The organism is Segatella copri, assembly GCF_009494835.1.
GTDB classification, from domain to species: Bacteria; Bacteroidota; Bacteroidia; order Bacteroidales; family Bacteroidaceae; genus Prevotella; species Prevotella copri_F.
Genome location: NZ_VZBE01000087.1, coordinates 231,873 through 250,344, shown reverse-complemented (window position 1 = coordinate 250,344; position 18,472 = coordinate 231,873). Strand labels below are relative to the sequence as shown.

Here is an 18,472-nt window from a genome sequence, read left to right as displayed (position 1 = left end):
TTCGCCCCTCCATTTATACATTCTTTCACTAATATGCACGCATGGAAATACCTATTTAACTTAAATCGGTGCAAAATTACGAATATTTTCTTATTTGCCCAAGATAATCGCTTAAAATTTAAATGTTTGATATGAAATATCTATGTTTTTTAGCATATATGTTCATAAATTTAGTTAATTGTCGATTTTTTGTCACACCCGATTACAGTTTGCAAAAACAAGTTCAATACACACTTTTTTTGTTTCTATGCAGCCGTTTTCATAAAGCTGAAATTACGTCCCGACGTAGCTTGTACTACGTCGGGACGTATCTTTTGCTGCGTCGGGACGTAGCAAATGCTACATCGGGACGCATTTTTTACTGCATCGGAACGTATTTTATCAGCTAACGCAGATATCTCGACAAGCCGAAGGATACATTTACCTCTTCACCTTCATGTATTCCGTAGGAGTCATGCCATACTCCTTGGAGAAGCATTTGGAGAAATAACTGCTGTTAGAAAAACCAACGGTATACATCACCTCGGAAACACTGAACTTACCCTGGCTCAGGAGCTCGGCAGCACGGCTCATACGCATCTCACGGATATACTCTACAGGCGTACGGCCCGTTATCGCCTTCGTCTTGCGATACAGCTGCTTGCCACCTATGCCTATCACATCCTGCAACATCGAAACATTGAAGTCGGAATCGATCATGTGCTTCTCTATCGCCTCATTGATCTCTTCGAGCAGACGCTTGTCTGGCACATCCAACTCGCTGACATCTACTTCCTTCTTTTCCTCTTCAGAAGACTCAGAGCGTGCAGGAACCGGTTCTGAGGATGATGACTCAGGCTCAGATACAGGCGAAGCGGATAACCCAGTGGCAACAGAAGATGACACCTCAGGTTTCTTCACATTCAGGTAGCGGACCATCAGAGCTGTCACCTCATCAAATGAATGATGAGCTACGGCAGCCTTCAAATCTTCCGTCAGACGGTTGAAGAAGTCAATACGCATCTGTACCTGCTCCAACACCTCAGCCTTCTGCTTCTGGGCATCAGCCAGTTCCTTGCGCAGGAAATACCAGCTTACCAGCCATGCCACAAACACGATGAGTGCCGTGATATAGAAGAGCTTGCACCAGAAGGAGAGATACCAAGGCGGCAGGACGGAGATGTCGAGCGAATAAACCTCGGCGGCTATCTTGCCTTCACCATCCACGGCATGAACCGTAAGATGATAATCGCCATACGACAAACCATTATAGGTGATATCGATATTGCCGGAGTTCAGATAATGCCAGTCGTGGTCGCTGCCTTCGAGTTTGTAAGCATAAACGGCTGAAGGATGATCAGCAAAAGGAAGGTCGGTGAGCTGCAGGGTGAAGTTGTTCTCATCACTCTTCAGTTTCAGGATTTCTCCACGCTCCTCACAAGCCTGTCCGTTTACGATGATTCCAGCCAGCATCAGGCGGGTAAACTGCTTAGGCTTCTGTGCTACATCGGAACTGATTGCCACATAGCCGTCATTGCCGCCCATCATTACCTCATGAGTCTGTCTGCTGTAACAGATGTTGAGCGGCACAACAGAAGGAATCATGAAGCGCTGGCTCTCGCCCTGTGGATTGATTACGCAGCATTCATTGCCCGATACCACCCATATCTTGCCTTCCACATCGCACATGGTACTTACCTTACCACCAATCTGCCATGTCTTGGAAGAAAAGCTGTTACCCAGCACAGAACCGGCTGCATAATAACAGGTTACCGAATTGTTATCACCCATCCAGATATTACCCTTGCTGTCTGCCATCAGATAGTTGACAACATCTGAGTTAGCTACCTGCACCACCTTCATATCGTTCGGATTGATGCAGTCGAGACGGGTATAGGTAGAAACCCAAATCCTACCCTTTCCATCCATTACCATCTGACCTACATGCAGACCAGAGAGCGCATTCTTTCCCTTGTCCGAGTAATGCCAGTCGGCTATGGTCTTGCCGCTCAGAAGAGCCGCCTTATCCATCACGAAGACACCGCCCTGATAAGAACCCATCCATATCCTGCCCTTCTTGTCCTGGAGAATATCGTAAGCCCAGGCAGTAGAATACTTGCCACTCTTATCGTAGACGATGAAGTTGCGCATCTGACGGGAACTGCGGTCATAGAAGTTGATGCCATGGTCGGTACAGATCCATACATCGCCGTCATGGTCTTCATAAATCTTGCGTACACGGTTATGACTCAGCGGGAAGGCAGAGCTGTTCTGCTTGTACCATGCCACATTCTGATAGCCTTCAGCATTCCGGGTGAAATGAATCAGACCGTTGGTACCGCCCATCCACCATTCGCCGTTACGGGTCTGGAGCATGGCATGGAGACAGTTGCCCTCACCCGACATCGTAATCTTATCGAGCGATACATAGCGGTAATAGGTATGGGTAGTGAGACGGGAGAGTCCATTGTCAGTACCCACCCATACATTCTGCCATTTATCTACAAAGCAAGCCCAGACGATGTTGTTAGGAATAGAAGCATCATCGCGGGAATCGTGGATATAATGGGTGATGGCATTGGAGAGTGCCATCTGATAGAGTCCGTTATCTGTTCCGATATAGAGATTGCCGGCAGCATCTGTAGAAAGACATTTGATGGAATTGCCGTTCAGAGCTGGAATCTGTGAGAAGTTCCTGAGTTGCAGATCGGCACAATAGAGAGCACCCTCGGTACCAATCCAGTAGCATCGGCGCTTGGCATCATAGGCGAGCGCATTGACCAGCGGCTGTTCTCCGGCACGGAGCGGAATCAGTCTGCTGCCGAGACGCAGACCAGCAAGCGAACCTACGAGCAAGCCTCGCGGAGTAGAGAGCAAGGCATAGACATCGCCACCGAAGTCAGTCTTACCACCCTTGATATCGAGCACACGGAGTTCCTTCAGCTGCTTGCGCTTCGCCTCATCGGCAAAAGCCTTCATGGCTGGTGTTTCGGCATATTGATAAGATTGCGTATCGAATTTCAGGATGCCGTTGCCAGTAGCCAGATAGAGCATTCTGCCCTCGAAACCGAGCGCATTGACACGCGTATTGCTGAATGTATGTTCCTGAAAATGGCGGTAGCCATGATAACCATCATAGCAGTAAAGACCGTTATCGGTTCCGAGCCATATCATTCCATCACTGTCCTGGGTAATGGCACAAACGGACTGAGCACCTTCAAGGGAGGTGTTGACGAAACGCTGCGCATGGATGGCGAGCGAAATAAAGAGCATAGCAATTGCCATGCTGATGCGAGATATAGGTTCTTTTGACTTTTTCATGCGTGCAAATTTACACAATATTCATGATAACGCCAAAAAATATCGGAGAAAATTCATAAAAAAAAGAATCCCCTGGGAAAATAGCCGCTGCTATTCCCAGAGGATCCGATATAAACTATATACTTTATAACCAACTGAAATCTGTCTCAGTCTTCTTATATTGCCTGGAGCGTAATCGACTTTTCGATATTTCGCTTGCTGTCTTTTACCTTCAGGATGATGTCGCCCTTCTGCTTGCTGCTCTGTACGATGACAACGAGTTTGCCGGAGAAGAGTTTCATCTGTGGCTGGGTGAACGGTTCGAGCGATGTGGCATCGCCGTTGCAGGCTGCCTTGAAAGAGCCGGCACCACTCACCTCGAAGGTCAGTTCGTCATCGGCAAGCGGACATTCATTGCCGTCCTTATCCTGCAGACTCACGGTGATGAAGGCAAGGTCGTTACCATCGGCATTGAGAAGAACATTGTGCTCATCGGTACAGCCTTCTACCATGCAGGCAATAGGCTCATGATCTGGTGTTTCTACACTGAACTTTATCTGTGCAGGCTCACCAGCAGTACGCTTCACGTCCTCGCCAACCTTATCGCCATACTGGTTGTAGGTAACCACGCGAATCTCACCCGGTTCATACTTCACATTGTTCCAGCGCAGACGGTAGCGGTCCAGACGGCTTGACTTGTCCTTGCGAACCCTGCCCTGACTCTTGCCGTTGACGAAGAGCTCGCCTTCCACACCATCGGTATAGCAATATACAGGGGTAACCTGTCCTTCCCTGCCCTTCCAGTTCCAGTGAGGAAGAAGATGGGTAGTATGCTGCTGCTCGTTCCAGCGGGCACGATACATATAGTAACGGTCCTTTGGAAGTCCGGCAAGGTCGCAGATACCGAAGTAGCTGCTACGGCTTGGCCAGTAGGTATCGTACGGAGTAGGCTCGCCGAGATAGTCGTAACCGGTCCATACAAACTCACCGATTACCCAACTGTAGTCATCCTGCATCTTCCAGTCATCATCCGGAAGATTACTCCAGGAACAGTATTCGGTATCATAGCTTGAGCACTGACCATCAGGATAGGTAGCCTTATCACTTACCACTACCGGGAACTTGTATACGCCACGGGAGCTGACCGTAGAGGCGGTTTCAGAACCGAGGAGGAAGCCCTGAGGCAACTGCTCAATATTCTTATAATATTTATGTACGCGATAATTGAAGCCCGGAACGTCCATTACCTGGGCAAAGCCGCTCTTCAGGGCATCTTCTGCCTTATCCATGCCCTGGGTAACAGGACGGGATGGGTCGTACTGATGACAGAGATCCTGCAGATGCTTGGCTATCTCCATACCCTCCTTGCTCCACTGTTCAGGAATCTCGTTACCGATGCTCCACATCACGATGCTAGGATGGTTGCGGTGGTGCTTTACCAGATTGGTGATATCCTTATCGCTCCACTCCTTGAAGAACTTGGCATAGCCGTTCTTGCATTTAGGATAAATCCACATATCGAAACTCTCTGCCATCACCATCATACCGAGGGAATCGCAGATTTCCATCTGCATGGTAGAAGGCATGTTGTGGGCAGTACGGATGGCGTCGCAACCCATCTGCTTCATCATCTTGATCTGACGGATAAGGGCTGCCTTGTTTTCTGCTGCACCCAATGGACCGAGGTCGTGGTGCAGACAGACACCCTTCAGTTTGCGGGTAACGCCATTGAGCTGGAAACCATTATTCTTGGATACGGCAATGGTGCGGATACCGGTCTTCAGGGTCTGCACATCAGCCACCTTCTTTCCTTCATATCGGGTAAGCTTTACCTGATAGAGGTAAGGAGATTCCGGAGACCAGAGCTGAGGATTCGCCACCTTCAGAGTAGTCTTGATTTCAGGATTGGCACCTGTGACGGTCTGCTCGGCAACCTTCTTGCCAGCCTCATCCAACAGGGCTATGACGGTCTTGCCCGACTTACCAGTCTTTCCTTCCAGCAGCGCATTTACTTCTACTTCAGCTTCCTGCTTATCAGCCTTCAGGGTACGCACGAAGGTATCCCAGGTAGAGAAGTTTTCGTTGCCATAGAGTTCTACGGAAACCGGACGGTAAAGACCGCCTCCCGGATACCATCGGCTGCTCTCCTCTACATTATTAAGATGTACCTCGATGAGATTACTCTTACCAAACTGGATGAAAGGTGTGATGTCGATGCGGAAGGCATTGTAGCCGTAAGCCCATTTGCCTGCCTCCTTGCCATTGACGCTGACAACAGGCTGGCTCATGGCACCGTCGAAGACGAGTACGGCACGCTTATAGCCCTTAGGAGCCGTCCAGTTCATCTTATACATACCCTCACCTATCCAAGGCAGTGCACCAGAACGTCCCGACTTCTCGGTCTTCTCGGTTTCGCCATTTTGCTCGATGGCCACCATCTGCAGGTCCCATTTCTTATCAAAAGGTCCCGAGATAGCCCAATCGTGCGGAACAGCTACCTGCTGCCACGCCTTGCCATCACGGGAGAAGTCCCATGAAGGCAGGTTGATAACCTTTCTGCTCTGCGCCTGGCACAGCGTAGTGAGTGCCAGGGCAAGAGTCATGAAAGTAATGCTTCTCTTGATCATATTGCTATTTAATATTTTTATATGCATCGAATACGGCAGTTGGTTTGCCGCTGTTGTCGAAGGCTCCCTTGGTATATGCCTCCCAACCCAGAGTGATATAGTTGGCTGGTTTCCAGTTGTTGTAAACTTCCGGTTCCCAATAGAAGATACCCTCGCAGGTAGAAATCTTCTTACAGCCATCCACCATCTTCTTCATCAATGGCGCAGCCTGCTCAGAACCCCACCACATACCGATTTCAGAGATGATGACGTCCTTGCCATACATGGAAGAAAGAGTCTGGATGTTAGAGAGACAGTTCTCTGCATAACTCTGCCAGTTATCATCTTCTGGATAAAGAGACAGTCCGATGACATCCCACTTTCCGCCATTGTCCTTCAGCTTATCGTAGAGCCAGGTAAGTCCACCGAGGTCCTGTCCTTGATCCACGTGCACGATGACCTTTGCATTAGGATAAACTTCCTTTACAGCATCATATCCGGCGTTGATATAAGCAGCAAAGTTGTCTGCATTCTTAGATACCTGAGCGGTTACAGCCTCATCGCTATTCCAGAGCATACCGTCGCGGGTTTCATTACCCACCTGTACCCACTCTACGTTGGTTACACCTCTATCCTTCAAGGCTTTCAACACATCCTTGGTATGATCAGCCACAGCCTGTTTCATCTGTTCGGCTGTATAGCCCTGCCATGCAGCAGGAACAGTCTGGTGAGCCGGGTCAGCCCAGGAATCAGAATAGTGGAAGTCAATCATCAGACGGAAGCCGAGCTGCTGAGCACGCCAAGCCTTGGCGATGACATCATCCTTGCCACACCAGCCACCTTCCGGATTTACCCAGACACGCAGACGGATGGAATTGGTTCCCTCTTCGCGGAGGAGCTTCATGCATTCTGTAGCCTTGCCATTCTGATTATAGAATTTCACACCGTCCTTCTCCATCTCTGTGAGCCAACTTACATCGGCGCCCTTGGCAAAACCGCTCATATCGTATGTTTTCTCCTGCTCATGAACCGGAGAATCGTCGCTGCTGCAACTTGTTCCTGTAATAGAGAACAAGAGCGCTGTAGCCAGCAACATGGCTTTTCCTAATATATTCTTCATTGTTTTACTTTTAGGTTGCGTTTTACGTTTAAATGCGTTTACGTTTAAAATTGTTTCGGTTGCAAAAGTAGAGAAAAGAGAAAAAAACAGCAGACAGATTTCAGACAAAAATAAAGAAAAAACGGACAAAAGCAAATCTTTATCTAGCTTTTGTCCGTTTTTTCATTAAAGAGGCAAGAATCTTTATCGGATTCTCACCTGACAATTACCTTCTTCACGCTTACATGTCCATCAAGGCTCACCTTCCTGACGATATTGATTCCCTTCTGAGGTACAGAAAGCCGGGAACCAGCCAAATCATAATACTCGATGCGAGAGGAGCCGGTTTCTGCTAACATGTCGGTATGGGAAATACCGGTTGTAGCACCTGCCATTTCCTTTCCTTCTGCATCGTAGGTCTTAGCTGTGCTGTAATTCTTGATGGCATGATCGAATTCAGACACATCCACCACAGGAATTGCAGAGGTATAAGCCTTCCAGATTTCTACCTTACCTGCGCCAGAATACTTTTCACAGATGGTAGGAACATCCACTGTCTTGTCGAGATAATGCTGGGTGTAAGAGGATGTGGTTTGAGTAGGAACCCAATCTGTCTTGGTTACAGGAAGAGACTTGCTAATCTTAGCGCCATCAATATTGGTATAACCTTCCATCAAGTTGTTACAGCCCTTGTAGATACAATCATAGCCTTCAGCCTTAGAGATATTCAAGCTACCACCTCTATCTGAGCGGATAGGCGACTTCGTATCTTCGAAATAGCAACCTTCTTCGTATGCCACAGCTCCTGTACGGATATCCCAGCCATCCTCGCAACCACGCATATAGTTATTATAATAATGTACATGACCACCACGCTGGAGAGGAAGACGGGAGCCTTTTATCTGATCAAAGAAATTATGATGGAAAGAGATGGTGCGGCAGTTCTCATAAACATCAGAATCACCCTTACCCCACAAGCAGCTCTTGTCATGGTCGTGGAAATAGTTATAGCTGAATGTCATCCACTGCACATTGTTCTTGCAGTCGAGCAAACCATCATAGCGGTCTTTATTGGCTGCACCACCATTGAAGAATTCACAATGGTCTATCCAGATATGTCCACCCCAGTCGGTCTTGGCACTCACCTTATCTGCCTGGATTCCGATGCAGTCAGGGTCACCCACTTCTACCTGTGCTCCATTACGCCAAGCCACAATCTTATTCTCACCTGTTCTGAGCACAGGAACGCCCTTCATGGTGAAACGGCAGTTACGGATAATAATGTTATCAACCGACTGCATCACGAAGGTGATATGAGAAAAGAGAGGAGCCTCACCTGTTGTTGGGTTCACCACGCCAATCAAAGTCTTATTAGGAGCAACCATAATGCGCTCGCCATAGACAGACTCTACGCCAGACTTACCACTCTGGTCGTCAAGCAAACGACCGGTACTCAGATCATCCACATAACACTTGATACCTGTAGTAATATCATGGTCAACGATAACGATATATGGATCTGTTGCCTGGAGATAAGCCTGCAACTGAGAGAAGTTATCAGCCTTCACCACCTTGCCACCGGCACCGCCGGTAGTTCCTCCGGCACGAAACCAGTTAGTACCAGGAACGCCTTCATAGGCAGCAAAGCCATCTATAGAGAAGTCACGACCATCCTGGGTCTGTGCATTTGCCATCATAGAGAAGCTACAAAGCAAAGCAGAAGCCAAGAGAGTTTTACGGCAAACAGCCTTAAGCTGTGCAGAAAAAGTAGAGTTTGTTTGTTTCATTTTAGATAAGATTAGTTTTTGTTTCTAAAAAAGGGCTGTCCTCTTCAAGAAAAGACAGCCCTTGAAATTATTGTATACATCCTTCCCTCATCGGGCAAAACACATTCATTATTCTGTTACAGGTACAAGTTTGATGAGATATAAAGACTTAGAACCAGAACCAGCCTTGGCTATAGAATGATCACCTACCTCAAGAGTTACAGTAACAACGCCCTTGGTTGTATCACCAGTAACATCAGCACCATCAATCTTTAATTTTGCCTTTGTATCACCAGTATAACAAGTCATCTGCATTTTTGCTGTTGTCTTAAAAGATACTGTACCTGCAGAAGATTCTAATTTGAGGTAATCATTATAAGTATTTCCATCTACAGTTACCCCAGTTGTACTATTTTTAAAGTTTCCCGCTACAGTAAAGCTACTATTAGAAGCCTTACCTCCAGCAAATGAGCAAGTTACTGTACCCTCGATAGGAGTTACTGTGCTGCCACCTTCTGAACCACCAGTAGAGCCGCCAGTGCTACCACCTTCGCCAGAACCACCTGTCTCACCACCAGTGCTTCCACCTTCAGTAGAACCACCTTCGCCTGTTGCATTGCTCTCACCGAACACTTTAACAACACCAGAAGTATAAGCGTCAAGAATACTTGCCAAAGCAGGCCATGGCTGCTGATGACCATTTGTTACGACTGTCTCATCAGGAATAACGAAATCAATGTCACCATGATTCAAACGACCTGCACCATAGAAGCCTTCTACGATAGAAGGAACATCTTCTGCCTTATCAGCAGCGTATGCATACATGAGGCTTGAGTTGGTATCGAAGTTATCATAAGAAGTACCACCTACCAAAGTCTTTACGCTTGAAGGAACCTGCTCACTTGGATCAGAAACCTCGTAGGCATCGAAGCTTGTATTGTTTTCTGCGTATGGGATATAGCTGAAGTTGTCTGGCTTGTTGGCAAATACATTGCCGTATGCCTTAATCAAACCACCTTTCTCACCAGAGAAAGTACCATCACCCTTGGCATCAGTACCCTGCAGAGAACTCATGATAGGACGCTTGGTAGCATCAAAGTAGTTAGACTCCATGAACACACTTGAGCCCGATGTTGCACCAACACCATAAACATCATTGTGCAGATAGTAGTTGTTGTACATGTGAACACTCATGGTACGAATACGGGCCATACGAGAGTCAGAATGGTCGAACCAGTTGTGGTGATAAGTGATATAGTTAGGGCCACTTTCACTCGTCATACCACACATAGAAGCCTTACCATTATCCCAGAAACGGTTGTATGCTACAGTTATATACTGGGAGTCACCCTTGATATCTACAGTACCATCACCCTTAGCCTGGTCAGCAGCGCCACCCTTCTTACCATAGAAGAGATCCATGTTGTGAATCCATACATGAGAGTTATCAGTATCAAGAGACATGGCATCATCCAGGCAACGCATGATAGCAAAGTTACGGAACTCTACACTCTTGGTATTACGAAGCAAGAAACCAAATCCATATACAGTAGCATCATCACCGACTCCTTCGAAAGTCATGTTCATTACAGAGTGAGCACCCTTACCTTTAATCTGCAAACCTTCTGCAGAACTTGAAATTTTGTCCAAGTCAGAAAGGCTTACCTTACCGATGATTCGGAAGACGATAGGAGTTGTATCCTCACCCTTTTGATAAGCATCAATAATAGACTGAAGACCGGTAATGGTCTCAAGTTTACCCGTATTAACTGTTGTAGAAACGGTCTTAGCTGTCTTGGCTGTAATATAGAGAACCTTAGCACCAGCCTTCAAAGTACCATCATTATTATAAGCACCTACACCAGCATACTTGAAATGAGCAAAGCCCTCACGGTTATAGCTTTTTACTACCAAGTTAGAAGCTGTATTGGCACCAGCAATCTCTTTACCTTCAGCATTTACAGGAACAACCTTTACAGAATAAGTGCCTTTCTTCAAACCGAGAACATCAGCACGATAGTAAGAAGCATACTGACGAACCAGCTGAGCATCAATCTTCTTGTCATCTACATATACATTATAAGAAGAAGCACCCTCGAATGGAGCCCACTTCAGGTAGGCAGACTCCTGCCAGCCCTTTGCCTCAGTAATCTGAATCACACCTGCAGGATTGTCAATATCACCACTTTCGCCCTGATCGGCCTTCTTAGCAAATCTGATGGCTTGAACTGAAGCATTGTACTCATCATTCTCTGAACCTGATTTAGGTGCGATGATTGCCTTATCACCTTCGAACTTCACACTTGTCAAGTCTGCAGTATTATAATACTTCACATCACCCGACTTGGTGGTAACATACATCTGATTGACCTTGCTGTTACGAGCCACGGCATGGGTAATCTTGTCGGTAGAACCAGGAGTATCGCTAGATCCGCCACCTACAGTCTCAACCTTGATGCTATAGATATTCATACCACCACCATTGGTTTTCAACACGACATCACCATCAGCTGTTACTGTACCTACGTTGGTAACCTGATCTGCAGAAGTAGCATTGAAAGAGCCAGAAACAGGAGTGATATTTGTAGCATCCAAGCCACGTGCCGTTCCTGTTTTACCAGTAGAGCAACTTACAGTAACTTTCTGACCAGCCTTCAAACTCGGAATAGTCAAAGAAACACCATTTCCGTTCAATTCCAAGCGAGAAGAGCCATAGTTCAAGCGGACTTTTGCTTTTCCTTCGGTTTTATCAGCAGGAGCACCAGCAGTAAACTTCAAGCCCTTAGCATAAGCCAATTCTGAGCCATTTGCTACAAGAGCTTCATTTTCCAAAGCTAAGGTATAGCCGTAGCGATCAGTTCCCAATACCCAGTTGGCATCAGCTGCACATAAAGCCTTGTCAGCCTCGCTCATTGCACCAAATGTCCATGTCTGTGCCAAAGCTGCACTCAAACTCATCAGGAGGAGTGCCAAAGTAAATACCATTTTCTTCATTTTGCGTTCCTCCTTTTTTACTTGATGATTACTTTCTTACCATTAATAATATAAACACCCTTAGACAAACCCTGGAGGGAAGAACCTACATACTGGCCCTGAAGGTTATAAACCTTACCTCGCAATGCTTTCTTTATATCTTCTACCTGGCTGATGCCGGTAGTTTGATAAGTGAAAGAAAGGGTTACGAGCGACATGTCTGCCTGATCAGATGTATTATCTGCATACTGAAGAACAACATTGTCGCCATCGAAGGTAATCTCTGAGACAGTCTTTTCTATGAGCTGACCATCAATCTTAACCGTCTGTTTGCTGCCGGCAAATACTGCCGTAGACAACATTCCAGCCAACAATAATAAATAAGCTTTTTTCATTTTAATGAATGTTTGTTAGATTTATTTTTTGTTTGTTTTTGAATCTTACAGTGCAAAAGTAGTGAAAAAATAGCTATTATAAAACATCCTGGCGCATTTTTCTTACGCAAACGTTTTCATAAGTGTAAAATAGAATATTATAAAAAAGGGCATAAAAAAAGACTGAATCCTGTTACGAAGATTCAGTCTCTTAAAGAAGTGGTACCACCAGGAATCGAACCGGGGACACAAGGATTTTCAGTCCTTTGCTCTACCAACTGAGCTATGGCACCAACTTTCACAAATCGCGATTTATCATTTGCGGGTGCAAAGGTAATACTTTTTTCTGGTTCCTGCAAATTTTTCGGGAAATTTCTTTCAAAAAAAGATAAAAAAGTCTATTTTTGTTGGTGTTGTCCATTATTTAATGTACCTTTGCAGCAGATATCGGGATTTAGCGCAGTTGGTAGCGCACGTCGTTCGGGACGATGAGGTCGCTGGTTCGAGTCCAGTAATCCCGACCAAACAATCATATAGACTTAAAATCCGTAAGCCTATGAAGTTTTTAAAGGATTTTTTTTATATCAATTACCATGAACGGCGAGCATTACTCGTAATCCTGACCCTGCTCGTTGTCAGTACCACAATGATTTTCATTGTAGGTTCTAAAGAAACTATGCCCTCAGAAAAGCAACAAGCCCATAACGATAGTATCATCAGATATGCTACGCGGCAACAGCCAGGCTATTATGAAGACGGACTTCAGTCGAGCGAAGTATTCGCCTTTGACCCCAATACGGCAAGCCAATCTGATTTCCAACGGCTGGGACTGGCATCATGGCAAGCCAGAAACATCATCAAATATCGAAATAAAGGAGGTATCTTCAGGACACCTAGAGACTTTGCACGGGTTTACGGACTAACCAAGAAGCAATTCGAAAAACTGCTGCCCTTTATCAGAATTGGTAAAGACTACCAGCCGGCTGCCAACTTTTATCCAAGAGAAAGATACAACTACGGCTATCAAGAAACGGCTATAAGAACCAGAGAAGAAAGGAAGAAAGACACTACCCAATACAGTTATCCACGAAAACTGAAAGAAGGTCAGTATATCAACATCAATTCTGCTGATACGACCGAACTGCAGAAAATTCCCGGCATAGGCTCTTACTATGCCAGAAGCATCATCCGTTACAGAGAGCGGTTAGGCGGTTTCGTTTCCATGAGCCAGATACAAGAAGTGGAAGGCGTGCCCGAGACAGCCCTCCACTATATGAATATTGATGCAAAACATATCCGGAAAATGAATGTCAACCAGCTCAGTTTAGCCGAACTGCGCAAACATCCTTACCTGGACTTTTACCAGGCAAAGGAAATCGTAAACTACCGCAGAACCCATGGTCCGCTGAAAAGTGCTGAAGAGCTGCGTCTCCTCAAAGACTTTCCACCTGCCGAAATAGAAAGAATCAAGCCTTATCTTGCCTACTAGGGGCAAGATAGCCTGTCTGCAAGTTTGCCGGTTTTGCTAAATGACACCAAACTGGTGCAGGAAGATAAGGAAAATACAGACTGGACAGATAAAACGGATGGTGAACAGGAAGACTGGGAAGAGAGTTCCCTTCAGGGTTCCCCAGTTAGTAAACTCATCACGCACAATCTTCTTTGGCACATACCATCCCAGGAACAGACAGGTGATGAATGAACTCAACGGCATGAGCAGCTGGGCAGTAAAGTTGTCACAATTGCTCAGGAAATCCTTGCCGAAGAAGCCCAAATCAGGTACGGCACCCTGAGAGAGCGAACAGAATACAGCTATGATGCTGCAAACGATGGTCTCGAACCAGGCTCCCTTGGCACGGCTTATCTTACCCTCCTCATAAATAAAGGCGGTACCTATCTCGTGCATCGAGATGGTAGAAGTCAGGGCTGCCAATACCAGCAAAGCATAGAACAACACCGAAATCACATAACCGACAACCGGCATGTTACCGAAAGCCTGCTGGAATACGTTTGGCAAGGTAATGAAGATGAGCGAAGGACCGCTGTCTGGCTGCACACCTACCGAGAAGGCTGCAGGGAAGATCATCAAACCTGCCAATACGGCGATTACCGTATCAATGGTCACAATCTGAGTAGCCGACTTCAAGAGATTGGTCTGTCTGTTGAAGTAAGAGGCATAAGTACACAGACATGCCGTACCCATGCTCAAAGAGAAGAACGCCTGTCCCAGCGCTTCGAGCAACACGTTTTCATCTACCTTAGAGAAATCCGGCTTCAGCAGGAACTCCACTCCCTTCATCGCTCCCGGCAGAGAGCAGGAAGCTATCACAATCACAATCAACAGGAAGAAGAGCATAGGCATCAGTATCTTGGATGCTTTCTCTATACCATTTCGCACACCGCGTACTACCACCATGTGGGTAAGCAGGATAAAACCTACAGCCCATAAGGTAGGACGGATAGGATCGGCTGCAAAGGTCTGGAAATAGGTCTTCACATACTCTGCGTCGCCATGAACACCGCCCATGATACTGGCATAGAGATACTGCAGGCACCAGCCAGCCACTACGGCATAGAAACCCAGGATAATCATAGAGGTGATGATACCCATCAAGCCCAAGGCACCCCAAGCCTTATGCTTACCCAGATTGGTATAAGCTCGGGCTGCATTGGATGCGGAATGACGGCCGATGATGAATTCACTCATCATGCCAGGCAATCCGAGTAGGATGATACATACCAAATAGATGAGAATGAAGGCGGCACCACCATTCTGACCAGCCATATAAGGGAAACGCCACACATTACCCAAACCGACTGCCGAGCCGGCTGTGGCAAGAATAACGCCCAACTTACTACCAAAATTTCCTCTTGTTTCCATTATCTTAGTATTTAATGTGTAGTATTTATTTTTTCCGACGAAACGGCAGATGCTACACCTTATTATATATATTATATACCTTAATTATATATATGATTATTATCTATCCGATTACAAATGCTTTATCCGAAGACACCAAACTGGTTCAGGAATACCAGGAAGATGAGGACAGGACAAACGAACTTAATCAGGAAAAGATAGATACCGAAGAGACGGCCCTTCAAGGTTCCCCAGTTGGTAAACTCATCCTGTACGATCTGCTTAGGTACATACCAACCCAGGAACAGGCAGGTAAGGAATCCTGCCAAAGGAAGGAATATCTGACCCGTAACGAAGTCGAACCAATCGAACAGCGCCTTTCCGAAGAATGAAAGCTTGTCTGTTGCACCCAATGAGAGCGAACAGAAGGCTCCGATGACGGCACAGGAAACCGTAACGATGGTAGCACCCTTCTTGCGGTCTATCTTCAACTCCTCGTAGAAGAAAGAAGTATTCACCTCATGAAGTGACATCAGCGAGGTCAAGGCAGCTACCGACAGCAACACGTAGAAGAGCAGCGAGATGATCCATCCCAATAAAGGTAACGATGCAAATGCCTGATTAAAGACATTCGGCAAAGTGATAAAGATGAGCGAAGGACCACTATCCGGTGATACTCCTACAGAGAAGGCTGCAGGGAAAATCATCAGACCAGCCAGTACTGCTACCAGCAAATCGATGATGGAAATCTGCAAAGCACTCTTGAAGAGATTGGTCTGACGGCTGAAGTAAGAGGCATAGGTACAGATACAGCCCATACCGATACTCATAGAATAGAACGACTGTCCCAAAGCATTCAGGAACACGTTTCTGTCTACCTTTCCGAAATCAGGCTTCAACAGAAACTCCACGCCCTTACCTGCATCCGGCAACAGACAAGCTGCTACCACAATGATCAAAAGCAGGATGAACAGGAGAGGCATCATCACCTTAGAAGCCTTCTCTATACCGCCGCGCACACCATGAATAATCACGAAATGACAAATCAGGAATATCGCTACCGTCCACATAACCGGGCGCACAGGATCAGAAGAAAACTCCTTGAAGTAATTCGCCACAAAGGTAGGGTCACCATGCAGTTCGCCCATGATACTGGCATAGACATACTGCAGACACCAGCCCGAAACCACCGCATAATAGCCCGTAATCAGGAAACCGGTAAGCACCTCCAGGTAGCCTACCCACTTCCATGCCGTACCATTAGAGAGTTTGGTATAGGCACGTGCGGTATTAGAGGCACCATGACGGCCGATGATAAACTCAGAAATCATACATGGAATGCCCAACAGGAGCACACTTCCGATGTATACCAGAATAAAGGCTGCGCCACCTTCCTGACCAGCCATATAAGGGAAGCGCCATACGTTACCCAAACCTACGGCGCCACCTGCTGTAGCAAGAATCAATCCAATCTTGCTACCAAAACTTCCTCTATTTGAATCAGTCATTTCTATCTTTCTATTACTAATTTCTTATTTTTTAATTTTTCTTCGTGCAAAATTATAAAATAATTCTGAAATAAATGAATTATTTGAAAGCAAAAACGCAAATTTAGTAATATTTATGCTATTTAGTCTGTTTTAGAGCGCAGAAATGACCTTTTCGATACATTTTCTAACGATATTCAGCCGGCAAGGTATCACGCCACTTCGAGAAAGGATTGCCCAAGAGATGCGAATTGTAGAATCGCTTGTCACCTGTTACCTCCATACCGATGAAATCAGGTTTCTCATAGGCTTCGGTCTCGCTAGCCAACTCCACCTCTGCCATGACCAGACCTTCATTATCGCCATAGAACTCATCTACCTCGAAGGTATGACTGCCACTTTTCACCAGATAGCGACGCTTATCGATGACGCCACCCTGACAAAGTTGCAGAAGATGCTGCGCCTCGTCCATCGTTATCTCCTTTTCAAACTCATAGCGGGTCATGCCGCCATTTACCGACTTGCCCTTAATGGTAAGGTAAGCCTTCTCGTCCCGTGTGCGAACCCGCACCGTAGCCCCCTCGGCAGGAATATATCCCTGCTGGATATGACTAGAAGAAAAGGCGGCGCTTTTATAAGCGTCGCCCTTCTTAACGAGGAATTTTCTTTCTATTTCTAATCCACTCATTGTTTTATACTAATGTTGTTGCATAGATGGCAAAAAGAATACCGAGGACAATCAATCCACCGAATATCCACTTGATTACTTTCTCGCCTTTTGCAGCCTGTTTCTTCTGATAAGCCTCATGTTTGGCTCTTCTTAAGTCTTTATTTCCACTCATAGTCGTATATTTTTTAGATTATTATTGTTGTTCGTCATCATTCGTAGGGAACTCCATCAGGTATGCCTTGATGAAATCATCTATCTTGCCGTCCATCACGCCATCTACATCCGATGTCTGATAGTTGGTACGGTGGTCTTTCACACGACGGTCATCGAAGACATAACTTCTAATCTGGCTTCCCCACTCTATCTTCTTCTTACCAGCCTCAATCTTAGCCTTAGCCTCCAGACGCTTCTTCATGGCGCGGTCGTAGAGTTGGCTCTTCAAGAGCAACAATGCTTTAGCACGGTTCTTTGGCTGGTCACGGGTCTCGGTGTTCTCAATGAGGATTTCTTCTTCCTCACCTGTATCAGGGTCGGTATACCAATAACGCAGACGGACACCGGATTCAACCTTGTTCACATTCTGACCACCGGCACCACTCGAACGGAAGGTATCCCAGGAGAGTTTGGCTGGGTCAACATATACCTCGATGGTATCATCTACCAGCGGAGTTACGAAGACACTGGCGAAACTGGTCATTCGCTTGCCCTGGGCATTGAAAGGAGAAACACGCACCAGTCGGTGCACACCGTTCTCGCTCTTCAGATAGCCATAAGCGTACTCACCGCCCTCAATGGTCATGGTGACGCTCTTGATACCAGCCTCATCGCCTTCCTGCATATCGGTGATGGTTACCTTGTAGCCATGAGCCTCAGCCCAGCGCATATACATACGCATCAGCATCTGTGCCCAGTCCTGGCTTTCTGTACCACCGGCACCGGAATTAATCTTGAGCACGCAGTCCATCGGGTCTTCTTTCTGGCGAAGCATGTTCTTCAACTCCAGGTCTTCGATGGCTTTGATCGCCTTGGCATAATCGGCATCCACCTCTTCCTCGGTTACCATTTCGTCTTTATAGAAATCGAAGGCAAGCTGCAGTTCATCAGCATAAAGACGTACAGTCTTATAACCGTCGAGCCATTTCTGGATGCCTTTCACCTTCTTCATCTGCTCCTGTGCATACTTCGGGTCTTCCCAGAAGTCAGGAGCCTGGGTACGGAGCTGCTCCTCTTCAAATTCTACTTTCTTCTGGTCTATATTGAGATAGCGATGCAGAGCTTCTGCTCTGTCCATCACATCCTTCAATTGGTCAGCTGTAATCATTAACTCTTAACTATAAACTTTAAACTTTAAACTTGAT

General features: G+C 46.3%; 12 protein-coding genes and 2 tRNA genes. 2 read left to right on the top strand and 12 right to left on the bottom strand.

Annotation, left to right across the window (positions count from 1 at the left end; genetic code table 11):
- Positions 1-420 precede the first annotated feature (420 nt).
- The 7 genes from F7D47_RS13660 to F7D47_RS13630 form a co-directional block, all read right to left on the bottom strand.
- Entirely contained in the window at positions 421-3,300 is a 2,880-nt protein-coding gene (locus F7D47_RS13660; protein WP_153085211.1) for a two-component regulator propeller domain-containing protein, read from the bottom strand.
- A gap of 155 nt (positions 3,301-3,455) precedes the next feature.
- On the bottom strand, positions 3,456-5,906 hold the full coding sequence (locus tag F7D47_RS13655) for a glycoside hydrolase family 2 TIM barrel-domain containing protein (RefSeq protein WP_228113463.1): 2,451 nt from the start codon (positions 5,904-5,906) through the stop codon (positions 3,456-3,458).
- 4 nt (positions 5,907-5,910) lie between these two features.
- Positions 5,911-7,005 carry a glycoside hydrolase family 53 protein gene (locus tag F7D47_RS13650; protein WP_153085212.1) on the bottom strand — a complete coding sequence of 365 codons (1,095 nt, stop codon included), beginning with the start codon at positions 7,003-7,005 and terminating at the stop codon, positions 5,911-5,913.
- 194 nt (positions 7,006-7,199) lie between these two features.
- A complete protein-coding gene (locus F7D47_RS13645; RefSeq protein ID WP_153085213.1) occupies positions 7,200-8,771 on the bottom strand; it encodes a pectate lyase family protein in 1,572 nt (523 codons plus the stop codon).
- A 108-nt stretch (positions 8,772-8,879) separates the two neighbouring features.
- Complete coding sequence (locus F7D47_RS13640; RefSeq protein ID WP_153085313.1) at positions 8,880-11,222, bottom strand: pectate lyase; 2,343 nt, start codon at positions 11,220-11,222, stop codon at positions 8,880-8,882.
- A gap of 539 nt (positions 11,223-11,761) precedes the next feature.
- The gene (locus F7D47_RS13635) at positions 11,762-12,118 is read right to left on the bottom strand and encodes a subtilase (protein WP_153085214.1); all 357 of its coding nucleotides are present in this window, start codon (positions 12,116-12,118) and stop codon (positions 11,762-11,764) included.
- 199 nt (positions 12,119-12,317) lie between these two features.
- Positions 12,318-12,390 (bottom strand) — tRNA-Phe (locus F7D47_RS13630).
- 155 nt (positions 12,391-12,545) lie between these two features.
- Between F7D47_RS13630 and F7D47_RS13625 the strand changes: the two genes are divergently transcribed.
- Together F7D47_RS13625 and F7D47_RS13620 are read left to right on the top strand one after the other, a co-directional pair.
- Positions 12,546-12,621: transfer RNA gene (locus tag F7D47_RS13625), tRNA-Pro, on the top strand.
- A gap of 32 nt (positions 12,622-12,653) precedes the next feature.
- Positions 12,654-13,586: a helix-hairpin-helix domain-containing protein gene (locus F7D47_RS13620; RefSeq protein ID WP_153085215.1), complete on the top strand. Its 933-nt coding sequence runs from the start codon at positions 12,654-12,656 to the stop codon at positions 13,584-13,586.
- 36 nt (positions 13,587-13,622) lie between these two features.
- Here F7D47_RS13620 and F7D47_RS13615 read toward each other — a convergent pair whose 3' ends face one another.
- From F7D47_RS13615 to prfB, 5 genes are all read right to left on the bottom strand, one after another.
- Entirely contained in the window at positions 13,623-14,978 is a 1,356-nt protein-coding gene (locus F7D47_RS13615; protein ID WP_153085216.1) for a sodium-dependent transporter, read from the bottom strand.
- Between the two features lie 122 nt (positions 14,979-15,100).
- A complete protein-coding gene (locus tag F7D47_RS13610) occupies positions 15,101-16,465 on the bottom strand; it encodes a sodium-dependent transporter (protein WP_153085217.1) in 1,365 nt (454 codons plus the stop codon).
- 166 nt (positions 16,466-16,631) lie between these two features.
- Complete coding sequence (locus tag F7D47_RS13605) at positions 16,632-17,132, bottom strand: CYTH domain-containing protein (RefSeq protein ID WP_006847608.1); 501 nt, start codon at positions 17,130-17,132, stop codon at positions 16,632-16,634.
- 4 nt (positions 17,133-17,136) lie between these two features.
- Positions 17,137-17,286 carry a hypothetical protein gene (locus tag F7D47_RS14825; RefSeq protein WP_194252346.1) on the bottom strand — a complete coding sequence of 50 codons (150 nt, stop codon included), beginning with the start codon at positions 17,284-17,286 and terminating at the stop codon, positions 17,137-17,139.
- Positions 17,287-17,307: 21 nt separating this feature from the next.
- Complete coding sequence (prfB, locus tag F7D47_RS13600; protein ID WP_153085218.1) at positions 17,308-18,435, bottom strand: peptide chain release factor 2; 1,128 nt, start codon at positions 18,433-18,435, stop codon at positions 17,308-17,310.
- Positions 18,436-18,472 lie beyond the last annotated feature (37 nt).